This window comes from Brevundimonas sp. (assembly GCF_035627055.1).
In the GTDB taxonomy this organism is placed as follows: Bacteria; Pseudomonadota; Alphaproteobacteria; order Caulobacterales; family Caulobacteraceae; genus Brevundimonas.
The window spans coordinates 131,476-150,044 of sequence record NZ_DASPMM010000010.1; the positions used below are offsets into that span (position 1 = coordinate 131,476).

The 18,569-nt window shown below is 70.8% G+C and carries 17 protein-coding genes; 9 read left to right on the forward strand and 8 right to left on the reverse strand.

Annotated features, from left to right (window positions below):
- Nucleotides 1–49 precede the first annotated feature (49 nt).
- The 3 genes from VEA98_RS04330 to VEA98_RS04340 all read left to right on the forward strand — a co-directional run bounded on the left by VEA98_RS04330 (nt 50) and on the right by VEA98_RS04340 (nt 2,088).
- A complete protein-coding gene (locus tag VEA98_RS04330) occupies nt 50–364 on the forward strand; it encodes a DUF3253 domain-containing protein (RefSeq protein ID WP_324811249.1) in 315 nt (104 codons plus the stop codon).
- A gap of 138 nt (nt 365–502) precedes the next feature.
- Nucleotides 503–1,087 carry a uracil-DNA glycosylase family protein gene (locus VEA98_RS04335; RefSeq protein ID WP_324811250.1) on the forward strand — a complete coding sequence of 195 codons (585 nt, stop codon included), beginning with the start codon at nt 503–505 and terminating at the stop codon, nt 1,085–1,087.
- The gene (locus VEA98_RS04340) at nt 1,084–2,088 is read left to right on the forward strand and encodes an alpha/beta fold hydrolase (RefSeq protein WP_324811251.1); all 1,005 of its coding nucleotides are present in this window, start codon (nt 1,084–1,086) and stop codon (nt 2,086–2,088) included. Before VEA98_RS04335 ends, VEA98_RS04340 begins: the two co-directional genes overlap by 4 nt.
- A 318-nt stretch (nt 2,089–2,406) precedes the next feature.
- Here VEA98_RS04340 and VEA98_RS04345 read toward each other — a convergent pair whose 3' ends face one another.
- Nucleotides 2,407–2,625: a hypothetical protein gene (locus tag VEA98_RS04345; protein ID WP_324811252.1), complete on the reverse strand. Its 219-nt coding sequence runs from the start codon at nt 2,623–2,625 to the stop codon at nt 2,407–2,409.
- A gap of 247 nt (nt 2,626–2,872) precedes the next feature.
- Here VEA98_RS04345 and VEA98_RS04350 point away from each other — a divergent pair, with 247 nt between their 5' ends.
- Both VEA98_RS04350 and cckA read left to right on the forward strand, forming a co-directional pair.
- The gene (locus VEA98_RS04350) at nt 2,873–3,970 is read left to right on the forward strand and encodes a Glu/Leu/Phe/Val dehydrogenase (protein WP_324811253.1); all 1,098 of its coding nucleotides are present in this window, start codon (nt 2,873–2,875) and stop codon (nt 3,968–3,970) included.
- Between the two features lie 574 nt (nt 3,971–4,544).
- Nucleotides 4,545–6,578 (forward strand): cell cycle histidine kinase CckA, encoded by a 2,034-nt coding sequence (gene cckA / locus VEA98_RS04355; RefSeq protein ID WP_324811254.1) that lies wholly within the window; start codon nt 4,545–4,547, stop codon nt 6,576–6,578.
- Between the two features lie 4 nt (nt 6,579–6,582).
- On the opposite strand, the gene VEA98_RS04360 is transcribed toward cckA, so the two are convergent.
- Entirely contained in the window at nt 6,583–6,921 is a 339-nt protein-coding gene (locus VEA98_RS04360) for a hypothetical protein (RefSeq protein WP_324811255.1), read from the reverse strand.
- 139 nt (nt 6,922–7,060) lie between these two features.
- Here VEA98_RS04360 and VEA98_RS04365 point away from each other — a divergent pair, with 139 nt between their 5' ends.
- Nucleotides 7,061–8,887 carry a DUF885 domain-containing protein gene (locus VEA98_RS04365; RefSeq protein ID WP_324811256.1) on the forward strand — a complete coding sequence of 609 codons (1,827 nt, stop codon included), beginning with the start codon at nt 7,061–7,063 and terminating at the stop codon, nt 8,885–8,887.
- A 4-nt stretch (nt 8,888–8,891) separates the two neighbouring features.
- Here the strand turns inward: VEA98_RS04365 and VEA98_RS04370 are convergent, their stop codons facing one another.
- The 3 genes from VEA98_RS04370 to VEA98_RS04380 all read right to left on the reverse strand — a co-directional run bounded on the left by VEA98_RS04370 (nt 8,892) and on the right by VEA98_RS04380 (nt 12,090).
- Complete coding sequence (locus VEA98_RS04370; protein ID WP_324811257.1) at nt 8,892–9,821, reverse strand: LysR substrate-binding domain-containing protein; 930 nt, start codon at nt 9,819–9,821, stop codon at nt 8,892–8,894.
- Nucleotides 9,822–10,081: 260 nt separating this feature from the next.
- Nucleotides 10,082–10,993 carry an NAD(P)/FAD-dependent oxidoreductase gene (locus VEA98_RS04375; RefSeq protein ID WP_324811258.1) on the reverse strand — a complete coding sequence of 304 codons (912 nt, stop codon included), beginning with the start codon at nt 10,991–10,993 and terminating at the stop codon, nt 10,082–10,084.
- Entirely contained in the window at nt 10,990–12,090 is a 1,101-nt protein-coding gene (locus VEA98_RS04380; RefSeq protein WP_324811259.1) for a DUF1176 domain-containing protein, read from the reverse strand. Before VEA98_RS04380 ends, VEA98_RS04375 begins: the two co-directional genes overlap by 4 nt.
- A gap of 145 nt (nt 12,091–12,235) precedes the next feature.
- Between VEA98_RS04380 and VEA98_RS04385 the strand changes: the two genes are divergently transcribed.
- The 3 genes from VEA98_RS04385 to VEA98_RS04395 all read left to right on the forward strand — a co-directional run bounded on the left by VEA98_RS04385 (nt 12,236) and on the right by VEA98_RS04395 (nt 14,782).
- Nucleotides 12,236–13,450 carry an NADP-dependent isocitrate dehydrogenase gene (locus VEA98_RS04385; RefSeq protein ID WP_324811260.1) on the forward strand — a complete coding sequence of 405 codons (1,215 nt, stop codon included), beginning with the start codon at nt 12,236–12,238 and terminating at the stop codon, nt 13,448–13,450.
- A gap of 112 nt (nt 13,451–13,562) precedes the next feature.
- The gene (locus tag VEA98_RS04390; RefSeq protein WP_324811261.1) at nt 13,563–14,159 is read left to right on the forward strand and encodes a DUF2939 domain-containing protein; all 597 of its coding nucleotides are present in this window, start codon (nt 13,563–13,565) and stop codon (nt 14,157–14,159) included.
- A 62-nt stretch (nt 14,160–14,221) separates the two neighbouring features.
- Nucleotides 14,222–14,782: a DUF2939 domain-containing protein gene (locus VEA98_RS04395; RefSeq protein WP_324811262.1), complete on the forward strand. Its 561-nt coding sequence runs from the start codon at nt 14,222–14,224 to the stop codon at nt 14,780–14,782.
- Here VEA98_RS04395 and alaS read toward each other — a convergent pair.
- The 3 genes from alaS to VEA98_RS04410 all read right to left on the reverse strand — a co-directional run bounded on the left by alaS (nt 14,779) and on the right by VEA98_RS04410 (nt 18,316).
- Nucleotides 14,779–17,439 (reverse strand): alanine--tRNA ligase, encoded by a 2,661-nt coding sequence (gene alaS / locus VEA98_RS04400; RefSeq protein ID WP_324811263.1) that lies wholly within the window; start codon nt 17,437–17,439, stop codon nt 14,779–14,781. The two genes, VEA98_RS04395 and alaS, sit on opposite strands and share 4 nt — an antisense overlap.
- Nucleotides 17,440–17,526: 87 nt before the next feature.
- Entirely contained in the window at nt 17,527–17,997 is a 471-nt protein-coding gene (locus VEA98_RS04405; RefSeq protein WP_324811264.1) for a hypothetical protein, read from the reverse strand.
- 58 nt (nt 17,998–18,055) lie between these two features.
- On the reverse strand, nt 18,056–18,316 hold the full coding sequence (locus VEA98_RS04410; RefSeq protein ID WP_324811265.1) for a hypothetical protein: 261 nt from the start codon (nt 18,314–18,316) through the stop codon (nt 18,056–18,058).
- Nucleotides 18,317–18,569 lie beyond the last annotated feature (253 nt).

Genomic DNA, 18,569 nt, shown 5'->3' on the forward strand with positions numbered 1-18,569 from the left:
CCAAAAACTCCGCCTTCTTTCTGATCCCGCAATGCACCATACAGGCGCGATGAGCGACCCCATCGAAACGGCCATCTTCGAAAAACTGGCCAAGGCCGATCCGAAAAATGTCGGCGGCAAGAGCATCGAGCCCGCCGACGTGGCCAAGGAGCTGCAGCCCGAACAGTGGCAGCGCATGCTGCCCAAGGTCCGCGCCTGCGCCCTCGGCCTGATGCGTCAGGGCAAGCTTACCATCACCAAGAAGGGCAAGCCGGTCGACCCCAACGCCTTCAAGGGCGTCATCCGCCTGCGCCTGCCCACCGAGGCCGAAGCCGCCGCGGCCCTGGCGGCGCTTCCGCCGAAGCCGGAGAGCGATGAGGACTAGGACTTCCGTTCTCCCTCCCCGCCCCGGGGAGGGTGTCGGCGCAGCCGACGGGTGGGGACGGCTGTCCGCCTCATCCGCCGCCCCCGCCCGGCTTCGCCTCCGGCTCAGCCACCCTCCCCGGGGCGGGGAGGGAGAAGCATGACCCTCGACGCCGTCCTCGCCGACATCCGCGCCTGCCGGGCGTGTCTCGGCCAGCTGCCGCATACGCCGCGCCCGGTCATCCATGTCTTCCCCGAGACCCGGCTGCTGATCTGCGGCCAGGCCCCCGGCCGCCGCGTCCACGAGAGCGGCCGACCGTTCACCGACCCCTCCGGCGACCGCCTGCGCGACTGGCTGGGCGTGGACTACGAAACCTTCTACGCCGACCGCCGCCTCGGCGTCGCCGCCCAGGCCTTTTGCTATCCGGGCACCGCGCCGAAAGGCGGCGACTATCCCCCGCCGCGCCGCTGCGCCGAGCTGTGGCGGCCGCAGCTGCTGGCCGGCCTGCCGCAGGTCGAGCTGACCCTGCTGGTCGGCGGCTACGCCCAGGTCTGGGCCCTCGGCGACCGCGCGAAAGCGAACATGACCGACACGGTCCGGGCCTGGCGCGACTACGCCCCCTCGATCCTCCCCCTGCCGCACCCCTCGTGGCGCAACACCGCCTGGTTGAAGCGGAACCCGTGGTTCGAGGCCGAGGTGCTGCCCTACCTTCGCGAGCGGGTTCGGGGCATCCTCGCCTCATGATCCGCGCGCCGGCCGCCCTTTCCCTGTTCCTGACCCTCGCCCTCGCCGCCTGCGCCACGCCCGCCGTCCAGCCTCCGCTGACGCCGCCGCCGGGGTTCCGGGGGCCGGCGCTCGCCGCCGACGCCCTGGTCATGGACGACGGCGCCCGCCTGCCGCTGGCCCGCTGGACGCCGGAGGGCGAGCCCTGGGCCGTCGTCGTGGCCCTGCACGGCGTCAACGACAGCCGCGCCGCCTTCCACCTTGCGGGTCCGTGGTGGGCCGAGCACGGCATCGAGACCTGGGCCTTCGACCAGCGCGGCTTCGGCCAGGCGCCGGGGCGGGGCGTCTGGCCGGGCGAGGACCGGATGGTCGCCGACCTGCGCGTCGCCGTGGACCTCGCCCGTGCGCGCCATCCGCGGGCCGTCATCGCCGTGGCCGGAGAGAGCATGGGCGCGGCCGTCGCCATCGCCGCCTTCGCCTCGGACCGGCCGCCCGACGCCGACCGGGTGATCCTGCTGGCCCCGGCGGTCTGGGGCTGGTCGGCTCAGGGGCCCTTCAATTCCGCGGCGCTGTGGCTCGCGTCCCGCACCATTCCCGACCGCGCCGTCGAGCCCCCCGACTGGGCGGTGCGCGAATACGCGGCCTCGGACAACTGGATCGAGCTGTTGCGCACCGGCCGCGATCCCAACAGCCTGCTGACCACGCGCTTCGACCTCCTGTATGGCCTCGTCGATCTCATGGAATCGGCCTCGGCCGGCCTCGGCGAGGTTCGCGCGCCCACCCTGCTGATGTACGGCGCTCACGACAGCCTCGTCCCGAGGGCCTCGATGCGCCGGGCCCTCGAACGCGCCGGCCCGCGCCCCGGCCTCCGCACCGCCTTCTATCCCGACGGCTGGCACATCCTGAACCGCGACCTGCAGGCCGGGACCGTGTTCCGCGACGCCGAAGCCTGGCTGCACGATCCGGCCGCGCCTCTGCCGTCGGGGGCGGCGGAGATCCCCCCGGCGCTGGCGGACCGCTAGGCCCTCGTCGCGCAACGCGCGCTTTCCGGCCGGGTCCAAATTTCTCGGGGGTAGTCGCCACGAGCGTCCTGTCGGCTCAGCGATCCGCTTCCGCTCTCCGGATGGCGCCGCACAGGTCGCAGTATTCCGCGCCCTCCCGCCGCCGGCTGGGCCGCCACCGATGACGCCGGCACCTCAAGCGCCGGATAAGCTTCCGAAGCCAACGCAACGCTCACTCCCGATCCCACGGACCGATCGCCCGATCGGAAGCCCGTCATTGCCAGAGGCGCGAAAAAGGCCCCCGCCGAAGCGAGGGCCCTGACAACGCCCGGTCGGCGTTTAATCGCTGTCGCTGTCGTCGGCGATGACGACGACGGCGACGACCACGGCGGCGCCGATGAGAAGAACAGGCAGGGGCACGCCCGCGAGTTCGCTGGAGGCGTCCGAGGTGGCGCCGACGCGGTCGCCGATGCGGGCCGTCGCCGAACCGTTGGCGGCCGCGGCCTGGCCTGCGACGAGCAGGATGCCCGCCGTGACTGCAGCGATGGTTTTCTTCATGGGTAGGTCCTCAAATGGTTGCAACCGTCGAATCTCTACAACCCACAGACACAAGCGTCACCATAGCGGGCCCGTCCGTCTGGGGTTTTCGGGCGGGGCTCGTGGCGAAAATGCCATGGCTCGCTGCCTGACCCGGGCTCATCGCGGGCCCGGGGCTTCCGCCGGCCCGCAAACCGCCATGCTTGCGGTCCATCTCCCCAGCGCGTAAACGCCCCCGCAACAAAAAATACCCCGGGAGACGCCTGTCATGGGTAAGACGCTGTTCGATTCCCCGTCCTTCGCGAACCACGAAGGCGTCCACGCCGTCTTTGACGAAAAGACCGGCCTGCGCGGCATTATCGCTGTTCACTCGACGGCGCGCGGTCCCGCGGTCGGCGGCACCCGGATGTGGAACTACGCCTCCAGCGCCGAGGCGCTCGAGGACGTGCTGCGCCTGTCGAAGGGCATGAGCTACAAGAACGCCGTCGCGGATTTGGAGATGGGCGGCGGCAAGTCGGTCATCATCGGCGACAGCCGCACCCAGAAGACCCCCGAGCTGTTCCACGCCTTCGGCCGCGCGGTGAACACCCTGGGCGGCATCTACTACGCCGCGGAAGACGTCGGCGTGTCGGTCGCCGACATCGCCGAGGCCCGCAAGGTCACCCCCTATGTGCTCGGCCTCAGCGACGGCCCGGAAGCCTCGGGCGATCCGTCGCCGGTCACCGCCGAGGGTGTGTTCCGCTCGACCCTGACCGTCGCCCGCCGCCTGTGGAAGCAGGACGACCTGACCGGCCTGACCGTCGCCCTGCAGGGCATCGGCCACGTCGGCGGCTATCTCGCCGACAAGCTGCACGCCGCCGGCGCCAAACTGGTCATGACCGACGTCAACACCGCCCTGCTGTCGGAAGTCGCGGCCCGCACCAACGCCGAGGTCGTGGCCCCCGACGCCATCTATGACGTCAAGGCCGACATCTACGCCCCGTGCGCGCTCGGCGCGACGCTCAACCCCGAGACCCTGAACCGCCTGACGGTCAAGGCCGTCTGCGGCGCCGCCAACAACCAGCTGGCCACGCCTGACATCGGCCAGATGCTGTTCGAGCGCGGCGTGCTCTACGCCCCCGACTACGTGGTCAACGGCGGCGGCATCATCAACGTCGCGTCGGAGATGACCGCCCGCGAGACCGGCGGCGCCTACGATCCGCAATGGGTCGAGGGCAAGCTGTCGCGCCTGATGGAGACGCTGGAGGAAATCCTCGAACGCTCCGCCGTCGAGAAGCGCCCGACCCACGAGATCGCCGACGCCATCGCCGAAGCCCGCATCAACGCCGCCCGCGACCAGAAAGCCGACCGCCTCAAGGCGGCCTAGAGCTTCCGTCTCCTCCCCCTTCGCGTTTGCGAATGGGGAGGTGGCGCGGCGCGAATACGCGCCGTGACGGAGGGGCGCTGTCCGCCGCGCGGTCGATCCGCCGCCAGCCCCTCCACCGCTTCGCGGTCCCCCTCCCCATTCGCGAAGGACGAACGGGGAGGAGACGGCGCGGCCATGACGCTGTGCTGGCAATTTCGGGATTCATAGTCGGGTTCGGCGGACGATCTCCTGCCGTTCCAACCGCTTGGCCTTTTCTCGAACCGATCTTCCCGCCTGGGGAAGCCGGGGGCGCATGATGGCGGCTGTCCTGTCCCCCGACAGGCGCCGGTCTTTGACAATCCGCCTCCAGCGACGCGCCGCCCGAGGCGCGCGCGAACCGGACGTTCCGGACGCTATGCACTCTACGGACGCTATGCACTCTACGGACGCTACGGACGCTTTTTTGGGGTTTTCACCCGGGTAAAAGCCCCCTCGGCCGACCAGCCTCCTCCCGCCGCCGGCCCCCGGATTCGCCCCCGGCGCGCATCCAGACCATCATCGCCGGAAACGCCCCAATGATTCGGGCCGAGGCGACATGACCGCAACCTCCCGCAAGGGCTTCGATCCGCTGCTCATCGTCATGGCGATCGGCTTCGTCGTGGCCGTCGGGGCGCTGGCCTATCCGGCCTTCCGCGCCGACCCGATGAGCGCCCCGGGGCTGGTGCTGATCTTCACCGTCGGCGCCGTGGCCCTGATCGGCCTGTTCGCCTTCGCCCGCAGCGAGACGCGCAAGCCGCTGGGCGACACCACCGTCGACCTGCTCGACGCCATGGCCGAGCCCGCCGCCCTGGTCTGGGCCTCGGGCCAGGTGCTGGCCTTCAACGCCGCCTGGGCCGACAGCAACGGCGCCGTCACCAGCCTGCCCAAGGGCCGCTCCGCCTCCGCCCTCTACATGGCCTTCGCCCAGGCCCGCGCCGGCGAGCAGGGCCGGGCCATCGTCGTCATCGGCGATCGCGAGCAGGAGGTGCTGATCGGCATGGCCGGGGAGGGGCGGTTCCTCGTCCGCGCGGCGCCGGACGCCGCCATTCCGGTGATGACCAGCAGCGCCCCCACGCCGGCTTCGAACGGGCCCGAGAGCCGCGCCATGGCCGCCGGGGCCCCGTTCGGCTCCGCCGTCATCGCCGCCGAGGACCTGTTCGGCGGCAAGGTCGAGGAGGCCAACGCCGCCCTCTCGGTCCTGACCGGCCCCGCCGCCGCCCGCGACGCCGCCTTCGGCCACCTGTTCGATCCGGCCTGCGTCGCCGAGGCCCGCGCCAGGCTGGCCGCCGGCTCCTCCGGCCCGATCGAGCTCGTCGCCCGCGCCTTCCCCGACAAGATGCTGCACCTCTACGTCGCCCCCGAAGGTGACAAGCGCCGCATCTGGCTGTTCGACGTCTCGGCCCAGAAGTCGATGGAGCTGCAGCTGTCGCAGGCCCAGAAGATGCAGGCCGTGGGCCAGCTCGCCGGCGGCGTGGCCCACGACTTCAACAACCTGCTGACCGCCATCCAGCTGCAGTTGTCGGGCCTGCTGGAGCGCCACCCGGTCGGCGACCCCTCCTACGAGGGCCTCAACGAAATCCGCCAGACCGCCATCCGCGCCGCCGATCTGGTGCGCAAGCTGCTGGCCTTCTCGCGCAAATCCACCGTCCGCCGCGAACGCCTCGACCTTGGGGAACTGGTCGGCGAATTCGCCGTCCTCCTCCGCCGCCTGCTGCGCGAGGACGTCCGCCTCGAAACGGACTACGGCCGCGACCTTCCCGTGGTGCTCGCCGACAAGAGCCAGCTCGAGACCGCGGTCATGAACCTCGCCGTCAACGCCCGCGACGCCATGCGCGGCGTGGTCGAGCCGGGGGCCGGGGTGGTGACCATCCGCACCCTGCGTCTGACCCGCGACGAGGCCCGCGCCCTCGGCTGGGCCGCCGCCCCGACCGAAAACGTCGCCCTGATCGAGGTCAGCGACACCGGCCCCGGCGTGCCGCCCGACATCCTCGGCAAGATCTTCGAGCCCTTCTTCACCACCAAGGCGGTCAACGAGGGCACCGGCATGGGGCTGGCCACCGTCTACGGCATCGTCGAGCAGGCCGGCGGCCACATCAACGTCTCCAACCTGGAGGGGGCGGGGGCCGCCTTCCGCATCTTCCTGCCCGAGGCCGGCGAGGTCGAACTGGCCGAGACCCCGGTGGTCGAGAAGGTCGCCAAGGCGCCGCGCGACCTGTCCGGCGCCGGCCGTATCCTGTTCGTCGAGGACGAGGCCGCCGTACGCGGAATCGCCGCCCGCCTGCTGCGCCAGCGCGGCTACGAGGTCATCGAGGCCGCCGACGGCGAAGAGGCCCTGATCCTCGCCGAGGAGCACGCCGGCACCATCGACATGATGATCTCCGACGTCATCATGCCCGGGCTCGACGGCCCCTCCCTGCTCAAGAAGGCCCGGCCCTTCCTCGGCGACGCCCCCGTGATGTTCATCTCCGGCTACGCCGAAAGCGACTTCTCCGACCTGCTGCAGGACGAGGTCGGCGTCTCCTTCCTGCCCAAGCCGCTGGACATCAAGACCCTCGCCGAACGGGTCAAGCAGGAACTCCGCGCCGCCTGAGGCCCTATTTGCCCCGACGCCCGTGGCCGCGGTCGCGATCGTCCCGGTCGCGCCGGTGGCCGCCGTCGCTCCCGCCGTGCCGCCGTTCCCGCCAGTAGCCCGACTCCGGCGGGATGTAGAAGTCGCGGTAGGCGTAGTCGCCGGGGCAGTATTGCTGGGCGGCGCCATACGGCAGGCCGGGCGGCGGCGCCCAGTAGCAGTTGGCGTTCTGGTACTCGAGATCGGCCGCGGCCTGGTCCAGGCCCTGGGCCATGGCCTCCCAGAAGGCGGGGTCGCTGGAGCAGGCCGAGGCGAGAAGCCCCGTCGCGGCGACGATCAAAGTGCGAATGCGCTTGTGGGCCATGTCGAACCTCCCCTGGCCCCTGACCCTGCCGCGCCGCCGCCCGCTCTCCCACTGACCGAACCTGACCGGGTGACAGTTCCGTAACTTGCCGCCCGCCGCCGCCCGGGCCTAGCTGGCGTGGCGTCAAAGGGAGCCCGCCATGATTGACCGCCGCAAACTGCTGATGACCGCCGGAGCCGGGGCCGCCGTGGCCGCCGCCGGCGTCCCCGCCTTCGCCGCCCCACGTCAGGACGCCGCCTCGGCCCAACTGACCGCCTTCATGGACCGCGCCTTCGACCGCATCCTCGACACCTCGCCGGAAACCGTCACCGCGCTCGGCCTCGACACGGGCGAGCGCGCCGCCGCCGCCTCCCGACTCTCCGCCCCGACCCTGGCCGAGGAAGAGGCGAGCCGCGCCCTGACCCGCGACCTGCGCCGCGAACTGGCCGGCATCGACCGGAACACCCTGACGGGTCAGTCCGCCATCCACTACGACACCCTCGCCGCCAACTGGGACGCGGTGATCGCCACCTATGACATCCCCTACGGCCAGGGCGGCTGGCCGGAGATCTATCGCGTCAGTCAGCAGTCCGGCGCCTACCAGTCGATCCCGGACTTCCTTGACAGCCAGCACCGCGTCGAGACCGCCGCCGACGCCGAGGCCTACGTCTCGCGCATCAACGCCTTCGCCGACGTCCTGACCGCCGAAACCGACCGCGTGCGCGAGGACCACGCCCGCGGCGTCGTCCCCCCGGACTTCATCCTGGCCAAGGCCATCTCGCAGCAGGAGGGCATGACCGCGACCCGGGCCGCGGACTCGCCCATGGTCGCCTCCATCGTCCGCCGCGCCGCCGAGAAGGGCATCCCCGGCGACTGGGGCCCCCGCGTCGAACGCCTGCTGTCCGAGCGGGTCTATCCGGCGCTCGCCGCCCAGACGGCCGTGCTGAAGCAGCGCCTGCCCGGGGCCGGACATGAGGCGACCGTGGCCCGCCTGCCGGACGGCGAGCGCTACTACGCCAACAGCCTGCATTACATCACCACCACCCGCCTCAGCGCCGATGAGATCCACCGGGTCGGCATGGACCAGGTCGCCGAACTGACCGCCCGCGCCGACGCCCTTCTCAAGGCCCAGGGCATGACGCAGGGCTCGGTCGCCGCGCGCATCGCCGCCCTCGGCGCCGACCCGCGCTACACTTGGCCGAACACCGACGCCGGCAAGGCCGACCTGATCGCCGACCTGAACCGGCAGATGCAGGCCATGCAGGCGCGCCTGCCGCAGGCCTTCGGCCGCCTCCCGAAGGCCGGCGTCGAGATCAAGCGGGTGCCGCCGGAGATCGAGGCCGGGGCCTCGCTGGGCTACTACAACTCGCCCAGCCTCGATGGCTCGCGGCCGGGCATCTACTACATCAACCTGCGCGACACCTCGGAATGGCCGAAGTGGACCCTGCCGACCCTGACCTATCACGAGGCCACGCCCGGCCATCACTTCCAGATCGCCATCCAGCAGGAGAGCGAGGCCGCGCCGAAGCTGATGAACCTCGTCTTCTTCTCCAGCTATGTCGAAGGCTGGGGCCTCTACGCCGAACAGCTGGCCGACGAACTCGGCGCCTATGAGAGCGATCCGCTGGGACAGGTCGGCTACCTGCAGTCGCTGATGTTCCGCGCCGCTCGGCTGGTGGTCGACACCGGCATCCATTCCAAGCGCTGGAGCCGCGAGCAGGGCATCCGCTACATGGTCGAGACCCTCGGCGATCAGGAAAGCGCTTCGACCAGCGAGGTCGAGCGCTACTGCGGCTGGCCGGGCCAGGCCTGCGCCTACAAGGTCGGCCACAATGAGTGGGCCCGGCTTCGTGAAAAGGCGAGAGCCGCCCTCGGCCCCCGGTTCGACCTGCGGGATTTCCACGACGTGGCGCTGGCCGGGGGCGGCGTGCCGCTGACCGTGCTGGAGCGGGTCGTCGACGACTGGACTGCGCGCCGGATGGCCTGAGGGCTCAGGCGGCCTCGATGGCCTCGCGCGCGGCGAGGACGCTCGGATCGGCCGCCGCCGCCGCCAGGATCCAGTCCCGGAAGCGGGCGATCTTGGGTGAACGCCGGCGGCCCTCGGGCCAGACCAGCCAGTAGGCGTAGCCGGGGATCAGCTTGACCGAAAGCGGCACCGGCTGGACCAGCAGACCCGCCGCCAGCTCACGGGCGAACAGGATCGGGGAGGCCAAGGCCACGCCCTGGTCGCCCAGCGCGGACGCGACCTCCAGCGCCTGGTAGTCGGCGCGCAGCCGCGACGGCGTCTGACCGTCCGCCGCGACGCCGGCCGCCGCGAACCACACCGCCCATTCCTTCTCCAGACCGATGCGCGGCGCCCTGAGCAGGTCCTCGGCGGTGTGGAGGCCGAGCGTGTCGCGCAGGCGCGGACTGCAGACCGGCGTGAACACGCTGGGCATGACCTCGACGCTCTCCACGCCCGGCCACTCGCCGGCGCCGGAGCGGATGCCGACGTCGAAACCCTCGCGCGACAGGTCGGTGAGGCGCGCCGCCGTATCGAGCCGCACCGCCAGCTCAGGATGGGCCAGTTGGAACTCGCCCAGACGCGGGGCCAGCCACTGCGTCGCCAGCGTCGCCAGGGTGGTGATCGACAGGATCGCCTGATCGGCCTCGGTCAGGTCGGACAGCGCCCGGCGCAGCAGGCTCATGGCCTCCGTCGCGGCGCGCGACAGCCGCTCGCCGGACTCCGTCGGGACGACCTCCCGCGGCAGGCGGCGGAACAGGCTCTGGCCCAGCCGGCCCTCAAGAGCCTTGATCTGCCAGCTGACCGCCGCCTGGGTCATGCCCAGTTCCTCGGCCGCGCGGGTGAAGCTGTTCAGGCGGGCGGCGGCCTCGAACACCCGGATCGAGGCGAGGGGAATTCCGGCAAGGGGGTCGGACATAAGCGTCCCTTATGCTGCGCGCCGCCAATCTGGTTTGTGGACAGCTCCTGTCAAGCTCATTCTGGCCCTGTCCTCACCGCAGCAAGATCAGGAGGCCGGGATGGAAGAAATTCACCATACGCATAAGGAAGTTGCATGGGGCTGGGCCGCCGTGCTGCAGGATTGGCGGCGCAGCCGCGCCCGGGCCCGGCTGCGCAAACCGTTGCGGGTCGTGGCGCCTTCGAGCCGTTGATCATGTCCCGGGGCGGCCGCTCGTCCGGTTAGTCGACCGTCCAGCCGTCCGCCTCGCGCAAGCCGTTGTGGATGGCCGTGGCGGCGATGGCGGCCTCGGCCCCGGCCACGGCGATCTGGTTCAGGCCGCGGACCACGTCGCCGGCGGCATAGAGCCCCGGCACGGTGGTCGCCTGATGGCCGTCGACCACCATGCAGCCGTCATCGCCGACCCTGGCGCCGAGCGCCCGGGCCAGTTCCGCGTTCGGCGAAGTCCCCAGGGCGGAATAGACCAGGTCGAACACCTGGAAGGCTCCGCCCCAGCCCAGGGCCGTCACCCGGTCGCCCTCGAGCCGGACGTTGTCGATCGGCGCGCGGATCAGTTCGACGCCCATGCGGCGCAGTTCGTCCTCCTTGGTCAACGCCGCCGCCGGGCCGACGTGGATCAGCGTCACCCGGTCCGAATAGGTGCGCAGGAAGGCCGCCTCGCGCACTCCCTTGTCGTCCTTGCCGATGATCGCCACCGCCTTGTCGATGGCCTCGTAGCCGTCGCAGATCGGGCAAATCCGGACCAGCGCCCGCTCGATGGCGCGCTCGACCCCCGGCAGGTCGGGATGATGGTCGACCACGCCGGTGGCGAGCAGCACCGCCCTCGCCTGGACCTCCCGCCCGTTCAGTCGCGCCCGGAACCCGTCGCCGTCGCGCTCCAGACTCTCGACCCGGCCTGGCTCGATCACGGCGTCGAACTCCAGCGCCTGTTCGGTCATCCGCCCGATGATGGCCTCGCCGGTGATGCCCTGCGGAAAGCCGGGCAGGTTGTGGCTGACGGGGATCCAGCAGGCTCGCGGCGCGCCGCCGTCCGCCAGCAGCACCCGCCGCCGGAAGCGGGCCAGATAGGTGGCGGCGGTCAGCCCTGCCGGCCCGGCCCCGATGATCAGAACCTCGGGTCCGGCTTCGGTCAACGCGTTCGCCAGGTCGTCGGCCAGTAGTCGGATGGCACGCCCCAGCACTCCTGCATTTCGGACTCGTGGGTCAGCACGAACTCGCGGCCGGTCCAGGTCCAGGTCGAGGCGGTTCCGCAATCGCCGACGCCCCGCCCCTTGGCGAAGGCCACGATCGTGCGGCTCTCCGGCGAATAGCCGCCGTTGATCGTGCCGGCCCCGGCTTCGCCTGAACCGGAGGCGAGGCGCGCCGGGCGCGGATCGCGGCCGCCGGGGCCCGTGATGTACCAGTCGTGACCCATGTTGTAGGCGCCGGCGAAACAGGGAACCGCCCACAGCTCTGTGGAGGCGTCCAGTCTGGCCGACATCACTTCCTTGCCCACCCAGTGCTCCGCGGTTTCGGCGCGGCACTCCGCCACCGCCGGCACGGCTTCCAACGCGGCCGGCAGGGTCTGGTTCTGATCGCCGAAGCCTGTCTGCGAGACGGCGGGCGCCGGGGCGACCACAGGCAGGGGAGGGGCCGGTCGGACGATGGACGCGGGGCGTGCGCCGGCCCGGCGCAGCGCCGTCACCGTGCCCACCCGGCCCTGCCGCTCGTCGATCCACAGCAGCGCGGCCGCGGCCCCGGACAGGGAAATCCCATGATCCGCGCTGATCCGGGCCGTGTTCCCGGCGGCGAGCGCCCGCACCACCTCCAGAGCTCTGGCGGGCGCGACCTCGGCCGCGACCGGCTCGTTGTTGGCCAGCGCCATCGGATAGGCGGCGCCGTCGATGGTCAGCGAGAAGGCGCGTGTCGTCTCCGCTCCCTCGGGCCAGTATCCCGCGGCGACCTGCGGCCGGGCGTCCGGGCCCGGCTCCATGGCCACGCGCAGCCAGCCGAAGCCTTCTCGTCCCGGCCCATAGGCGAAACAGGCGTTGCCGTTGTCGCAGACGGCGATCCAGTCCCGGAAGACCCTGGACTCAGTCGCCACGCCGGCGGAGGCCGCCGCCTGCCCGGGAGAAGACGCCGTCGCGGTCGGGCCCGGCGCGGCCTTGTCCTTCGCGGCGTCGGCGGGTCCACAGGCGCTGAAGCTGGCCACCGCCACGGCGCAAACGGCAGCCGCTCGTCCGTACTTCATGGCGATTTCCCCGATGGGTGGCGTCCCTGTCGAGCGACGATACACCGGCGGCCCGCGGGAGTCCCCGCCGCCCTTTGCGCCCGCGCCCGCGCGCCGCTATACCGCGCGCCTCACTCCCCATTCCAAGTCAGAGGCGCGAAACCGCATGGCCAAGATCAAGGTCGCCAACCCCATCGTGGACATCGACGGCGATGAGATGACCCGGATCATCTGGCAGATGATCAAGGACAAGCTGGTCTTCCCGTTCCTCGACCTGGACCTGGACTATTACGACCTCGGCATGGAGAACCGCGACGCCACCGACGACCAGGTGACGATCGAGGCCGCGAAGGCGATCCAGAAGCACGGCGTCGGCGTGAAGTGCGCCACCATCACCCCGGACGAGGCCCGGGTGAAGGAGTTCGGGCTCAAGAAGATGTGGAAGTCGCCGAACGGCACGATCCGCAACATCCTTGGCGGCGTGGTCTTCCGCGAGCCGATCATCTGCTCGAACGTGCCGCGACTGGTGCCGGGCTGGACCCAGCCCATCGTCGTCGGCCGTCACGCCTTCGGCGACCAGTACAAGGCCACCGACTTCCTGGTTCCTGGCCCCGGCAAGCTGACGATCAAGTTCCAGGGCGAGGACGGCCAGGTCATCGAGCATGAGGTGTTCGACTTCCCCTCGGCCGGCGTCGCCATGGGCATGTACAACCTCGATGACTCGATCACCGAGTTCGCCCGCGCCAGCTTCTCGTTCGGCCTGCAGCGCAATTTCCCGGTCTACCTCTCGACCAAGAACACCATCCTCAAGGCCTATGACGGGCGCTTCAAGGACATCTTCCAGAAGGTGTTCGACGAGGAGTTCGCGGCCGAGTTCAAGGAGAGGGGCCTGACCTACGAGCACCGCCTGATCGACGACATGGTGGCCGCGGCCATCAAGTGGTCGGGCGGCTTCGTCTGGGCGTGCAAGAACTATGACGGCGACGTGCAGTCCGACGTGGTGGCCCAGGGCTTCGGCTCGCTGGGCCTGATGACCTCGGTGCTGATGACACCGGACGGCAAGGTGCTGGAGTCGGAGGCCGCCCACGGCACCGTGACCCGCCACTACCGCCAGCACCAGAAGGGCGAGGCCACCTCGACCAACTCGATCGCCTCGATCTTCGCCTGGACCCGCGGCTTCTCGCACCGGGCGAAGCTGGACGGCAATGACGAGCTGGCCCGCTTCGCGGCCACCCTCGAGCGGGTCGTGGTCGAGACCGTCGAGAGCGGCCACATGACCAAGGACCTGGCGCTTCTGGTCGGCGACCAGCAGGGCTGGCTGACCACCGAGGGCTTCCTCGACAAGGTCGCCGAGAACCTGACCCGGGCGATGGAGGGGTAGGCTTTCCGCCTTGCGGACCTTCAAGGGCTCGCCGGACTCGCGTCCGGCGAGCCTTTCGTTTGAGCGGGGCCGGTCTTCGTGCATTGATGGCGGCCTTACCGGGAGGGTTTCGATGAAACTGGTCGGCAGGCTCATCGTCGGTCTGGTCGTGCTGGCTGCGATCAGCTTCTTCGCGGCGCCGGGCGTGGCCTTCTTCGCTCTTCGGTCCGCGGCCGAGGCGAACGACGCCGCGGGCCTGGCGCGGCTGGTCGACTATGGCGCCGTGCGCCAGTCGCTGCGGCCGCAGCTGGACGGCAACCCCGCGGCGCTGGCTCCGGCCCCCTCGTTCATGGAAGACCCGATCGGAGCCGTGCGGCGCCAGATCGAACAGGCGGCGACGCCCCAGGCGCCGGACGTCGAGGCCTATCTGACCCCGGCGGCCCTCGCGGCCCTGACCCGGGGCGAAGGGCGGTACGCCTCCCAGCGCACGGGCGGACCCCAGCCGTCGCCGGACGTCACGACCACCGGCGGCCCCATGCCGACGCCGGTCTACTGGGGCATGAACCGCGCGCGGATGAGCGTCGCCGACGACGGCGGGTCCGAGACCCTCTTCACCTTCGAGCGCAAGGGCCCGTTCGAGTGGAAGCTGGTCCACATCGGCCTGCCCGAGGGCGCCGCCCCCGCCGTTGCTCCGCCGGCCCGGACCACGCCCGTTCCCGCCGATCGCTAGGCAGGCTGATCGACTCGCGGCAACCGTAGCCGTGGGGAGGCGTTTCGACGCCAGAGGGTAACATGATCAAGAAGCTTGTCGTCGGCCTGGCCGCCGTGGCCATCGTCGTCCTGGTCGCCGCCTGGGCCGCCGCGCCCGTTCTGAGCGCCCAGGCCCTGATCCGCGCCGCCAAGGCGGGAGACGCCGACCGTATCGAGCAGCTGGTCGACTTCCCGGCCCTGCGCCAGAGCCTGAAGGACGAGCTCAACGCCGAACTGGCGGCCCAGATGCGGCGCGACCCGCGCATGGCCGAGAGCGGCCTGGGCGGTCTCGGCCTGATCCTCGCGCCTATGCTGCTGTCCGGGGCCGTCGACGCCGCGGTGACGCCCGAGGTGGTGGCCCAGATGGTCACCACCGCCGAGGCTCCGGATCCGACGGTCCGCGACCAGCCGGAGCCGGGCGACGCCGCCGACGAGGGCGACGATATCCACCAGGCCTGGGGCTATCGCGACCTCAACGCCTTCGCCGTCACCCTCACCGACCGAGATCACCCGGACCAGCGGCTGGCGCTGATTCTCGAACGCCGCGGGCTGTTCAGCTGGAAGCTGGCGGCCGTCGATATCCAGAACGACGCGCGGCCCTAGGCCAGCGCGGCCCGCACCGCCGCCAGGCCGTCCTCGGCCTTGCCGCCGTCGGGGGCGCCGCCCTGGGCGAAGTCGGGCTTGCCGCCCGCGCCCTGGCCGCCCATGGCCAGAACCGCGGCGCGCGCCAGATCGGCCGCATTGACCTTGCCGGCCATGTCGGACGTCACCGCCACCGTGACCGCCGCCTTGCCCTCGGTGACGCCGATCAGGGCGACGACGCCGGAGACGACCTGTTTGCGGAAGTCCTCGGCCACGCCGCGCAGGCCCTTGCCGTCGACGCCGTCGAGGACGCGGGCGATCAGTTTGACGCCGTTGACCTCTTCCGGCGCGGCGTTTCCGCCAGCCCCGCCGCCGAGCGCCAGCTGCTTCTTCAGGTCGGCGACCTGCTTCTCCAGCGTGCGCACCGAGGCCGTCAGGGCCTCGACCCGCGCCGGCACGTCGGCGGGCTGGACCTTGAACGACTGGGCCAGCTTCTTCGCCACTCCCGCCTGGGCCAGCAGATGCTGACGCGCGGCCTCGCCGGTCAGGGCCTCGATGCGGCGCACGCCGGCGGCGATGCCGCTCTCCGAGACGATCTTGAACAGGGCGATGTCGCCGGTCCGGGCGACGTGGGTGCCGCCGCACAGCTCGACCGAATAGGGCTTGTCCGCCTCGGTCAGAGAGCGGCCCAGCGTCAGCACGCGGACCTCTTCGCCGTATTTCTCGCCGAACAGGGCGACGGCCCCGGCGTCGATCGCCGCCTGGGGCGCCATCATCCGGGTCTCGGCAGGCAGGTTCTGGCGGATGACGGCGTTCACCTCATCCTCCATCCGGGCCAGTTCGTCCTCGGTGACCGGCGCGTTGTGGCTGAAGTCGAAGCGCAGGCGTTCGGCGTCGACCATCTGGCCCTTCTGGGCCACGTGTCCGCCCAGCACGTTGGAGAGGGCCTTGTGCAGCAGGTGCGCCGCCGAATGGTTGGCGCGGGTGGTCAGGCGGGCGTCGGCGGCGACGCGCAGCTGGACGCGCGCGCCGATGGCCAGCGTGCCCGAGCTGATCTCGACGCGGTGGGCGAACAGGTCGCCGGCATGCTTCTGGACGTCGAGCACCACGCCCGAGCCCTGCTGGCCGGTGGCGTCGGTCCACTCGATCTCGCCCTTATCGCCGGCCTGACCGCCGCCTTCGCCGTAGAAGGGAGTCTGGTCGAACAGCACCTCCGCGGTTTCGCCCGCGCCGAGTTCGTCGACCGACTGGCCGCTCTCGACGATGGCCAGCACCTCGCCCGACCCCTCGACGGAGTCGTAGCCGGTGAAGACGGTCGGGCCGAGACGGTCGCGCAGGGCCAGCCACTCGCCGGCCGAGGCGGTCTGGCCTGAACCGGTCCAGTGCTCGCGCGAGCGGTTGCGCTGCTCTTCCATGGCCGCGTCGAAGCCGGCGGTGTCGACGGTGAAGCCGCGCCGGCGCGCCTCGTCCTGGGTCAGGTCGAGCGGGAAGCCGTAGGTGTCGTAGAGGGTGAAGGCGGTCTGGCCCGGCAGCACGCCGCCCTCGCCGAGATCGCGCGCGGCGTCCTCCAGAAGGCCCATGCCGCGGCCGAGGGTGGTGCGGAAGCGGATCTCCTCCTGCTTCAGCGTATCCTCGATGAAGGCCTGGGCGCGGCGCAGTTCGGGATAGGCGTCGCCCATCTCCTGCACCAGCGTCGGCACCAGCCGGTGCATCAGGGGATCGGCGGCGCCCAGCAGGTGGGCGTGGCGCATGGCCCGGCGCATGATCCGGCGCAGCACATAGCCGCGGCCCTCGTTCGAGGGCGTGACCCCGTCGGCGATCAGGAAGGACGACGAGCGCAGGTGATCGGCGATGACCCGGTGGCTGGGCGTGCGGTCGCCCTCGGCCGACGTGCCGGTCTCATGCTCCGAGGCCGCGATCAGGGTGCGGAACAGGTCGGTCTCGTAGTTCGAGTGGACGCCCTGCAGCACCGCCGCCACGCGCTCGAGACCGGCGCCGGTGTCGATCGACGGCTTCGGCAGCAGGCTGCGGCTCCCGTCGGCCGACTGGTCATACTGCATGAAGACCAGGTTCCAGATCTCGACCCAGCGGTCGCCGTCCTCGTCCGGCGTGCCGGGAGGGCCGCCCCAGATGTGGTCGCCGTGGTCGTAGAAGATCTCGGTGCAGGGGCCGCACGGACCGGTGTCGCCCATCGACCAGAAATTGTCCGAGCCGGCGATGCGGGCGATTTTCGATTCCGGGAGGCCGGCGATCTTCTTCCACAGGTCGAAGGCCTCGTCGTCGTCGATGTAGACGGTGGCCATCAGCCGGTCGGCGGGGATGCCGAACTCTTTCGTGACCAGGTTCCACGCCATCTCGATGGCGTGCTCCTTGAAGTAGTCGCCGAAGGAGAAATTCCCCAGCATCTCGAAGAAGGTGTGGTGGCGCGCGGTGTAGCCGACGTTGTCGAGGTCGTTGTGCTTGCCTCCGGCGCGGACGCATTTCTGCGAACTGGTGGCGCGCTTGATCGCCCGTGTTTCCTGGCCGGTGAAGACGTTCTTGAACGGCACCATGCCGGCGTTGACGAACAGCAGGGTCGGGTCGTTCTGCGGCACCAGCGGAGCCGACTGGACCTTCTCGTGGCCGTCGGCCGCGAAATAGTCGAGGAAGGTCGAGCGGATCTGGTTGAGGCTGGCCATGACGGGTCGTTCTGGGGAGGCGAAAAGGAACGCGCCTCATATAGGGGTTTCAGCCCGAAAGCATCACCCGCCCGTGATCGGCTCCGTTCAGGCGGCGGCGGGCGCCCCGAGCCTGCGCCGGGCGATCCACGCCATGGGCAGGCCGACCATCACCACGTGGACGATCAGGCCCTGGACGACATGGTAGGCGTCGGGCGGCGACAGGGTCGAGGCCGACAGCGGGATGACGACGAGCGTCATGACCAGCCAGATCAAGACGCCCCAGACCACGCCGGCGAGCAGCCACTGTGAACGCAGCAGGGGCTGACGCGCGGCCAGCGTCATGTAGATGGCGGCGATGACCAGCATGATGCCGAAGTGGGAGGCGAGGCCGAGCAGGGCCGTCGGCCAGCCGCCCTGGTAGGCGGCGCGGCCCAGCCAGCCGCCGGCGACGGACTGGAGCACGACCTGGGGTCCGACGCCGAGGTTCAGCAGGATGGCGGAGGCGATGTCGAGCGTCCCGGCCGCCAGCGTGGCCCACAGGATGGCCGGGCCTGCGCCCGTGGCTCTGTCCGTCATGACCTTCTCCCCCGAGAAGGCGGCAGGCTATGTCGGCAAGCGCGATCTGACCAGAGGCTCAAGCCTCGTCGTCGTCGACCACGTCGTCGGTGATCCCGTCGTCCTCTTCCTCTTCCTCCTGGCCGTCGTCGACTTCGTCGGCGGCCGCCTCGTCCTCGGACAGCAGGTCGTCGAGGGCGTCGATGATGGCGTCGATCTGCTCGGGCGAGGCGACGACGGCCATCGAGGCCCCGCCGTCGCCCTCGATCTCGAGCAGATAGCCCGACGGGGTTTCGGAGAGGGTGAACTGGCTGAGGGACTGGACCTGGGGATCGGCCATGGCGGGCTCCGGTTTGACGACCCCGACAACCGCCGCGCTCGCGGAAAGGTCCCGCTTGCGAAAAAAAGGCCGCCCGACCCGGGTGGGATCGAGCGGCCGCTCCGTCCGGCCCGGCCCGGCGGGGTCGGTGGCGGGTCGGCGGACCCGGCCGGAGAAGTAGGGTTTTGTCCGGGTAAAAACCCGAAAACACAGTCCAAAGCGTCCAATGAGTGCACTGCGTCCGAAGCGTACGAAGAGTGCGCTTCGTCCAGCG

Bases quoted from the DNA above. Each gene is read 5' to 3' on its own strand.
- alaS (WP_324811263.1), bottom strand. From the start codon at position 17,439: ATGGCCAGCCTCAACCAGATCCGCTCGACCTTCCTCGACTATTTCGCG.
- VEA98_RS04365 (WP_324811256.1), top strand. From the start codon at position 7,061: ATGATTGACCGCCGCAAACTGCTGATGACCGCCGGAGCCGGGGCCGCC.
- VEA98_RS04405 (WP_324811264.1), bottom strand. From the start codon at position 17,997: ATGACGGACAGAGCCACGGGCGCAGGCCCGGCCATCCTGTGGGCCACG.
- VEA98_RS04360 (WP_324811255.1), bottom strand. From the start codon at position 6,921: ATGGCCCACAAGCGCATTCGCACTTTGATCGTCGCCGCGACGGGGCTT.
- VEA98_RS04335 (WP_324811250.1), top strand. From the start codon at position 503: ATGACCCTCGACGCCGTCCTCGCCGACATCCGCGCCTGCCGGGCGTGT.
- VEA98_RS04385 (WP_324811260.1), top strand. From the start codon at position 12,236: ATGGCCAAGATCAAGGTCGCCAACCCCATCGTGGACATCGACGGCGAT.
- VEA98_RS04395 (WP_324811262.1), top strand. From the start codon at position 14,222: ATGATCAAGAAGCTTGTCGTCGGCCTGGCCGCCGTGGCCATCGTCGTC.
- VEA98_RS04370 (WP_324811257.1), bottom strand. From the start codon at position 9,821: ATGTCCGACCCCCTTGCCGGAATTCCCCTCGCCTCGATCCGGGTGTTC.
- VEA98_RS04330 (WP_324811249.1), top strand. From the start codon at position 50: ATGAGCGACCCCATCGAAACGGCCATCTTCGAAAAACTGGCCAAGGCC.
- VEA98_RS04345 (WP_324811252.1), bottom strand. From the start codon at position 2,625: ATGAAGAAAACCATCGCTGCAGTCACGGCGGGCATCCTGCTCGTCGCA.
- VEA98_RS04410 (WP_324811265.1), bottom strand. From the start codon at position 18,316: ATGGCCGATCCCCAGGTCCAGTCCCTCAGCCAGTTCACCCTCTCCGAA.
- VEA98_RS04350 (WP_324811253.1), top strand. From the start codon at position 2,873: ATGGGTAAGACGCTGTTCGATTCCCCGTCCTTCGCGAACCACGAAGGC.
- VEA98_RS04340 (WP_324811251.1), top strand. From the start codon at position 1,084: ATGATCCGCGCGCCGGCCGCCCTTTCCCTGTTCCTGACCCTCGCCCTC.
- VEA98_RS04380 (WP_324811259.1), bottom strand. From the start codon at position 12,090: ATGAAGTACGGACGAGCGGCTGCCGTTTGCGCCGTGGCGGTGGCCAGC.
- VEA98_RS04390 (WP_324811261.1), top strand. From the start codon at position 13,563: ATGAAACTGGTCGGCAGGCTCATCGTCGGTCTGGTCGTGCTGGCTGCG.
- cckA (WP_324811254.1), top strand. From the start codon at position 4,545: ATGACCGCAACCTCCCGCAAGGGCTTCGATCCGCTGCTCATCGTCATG.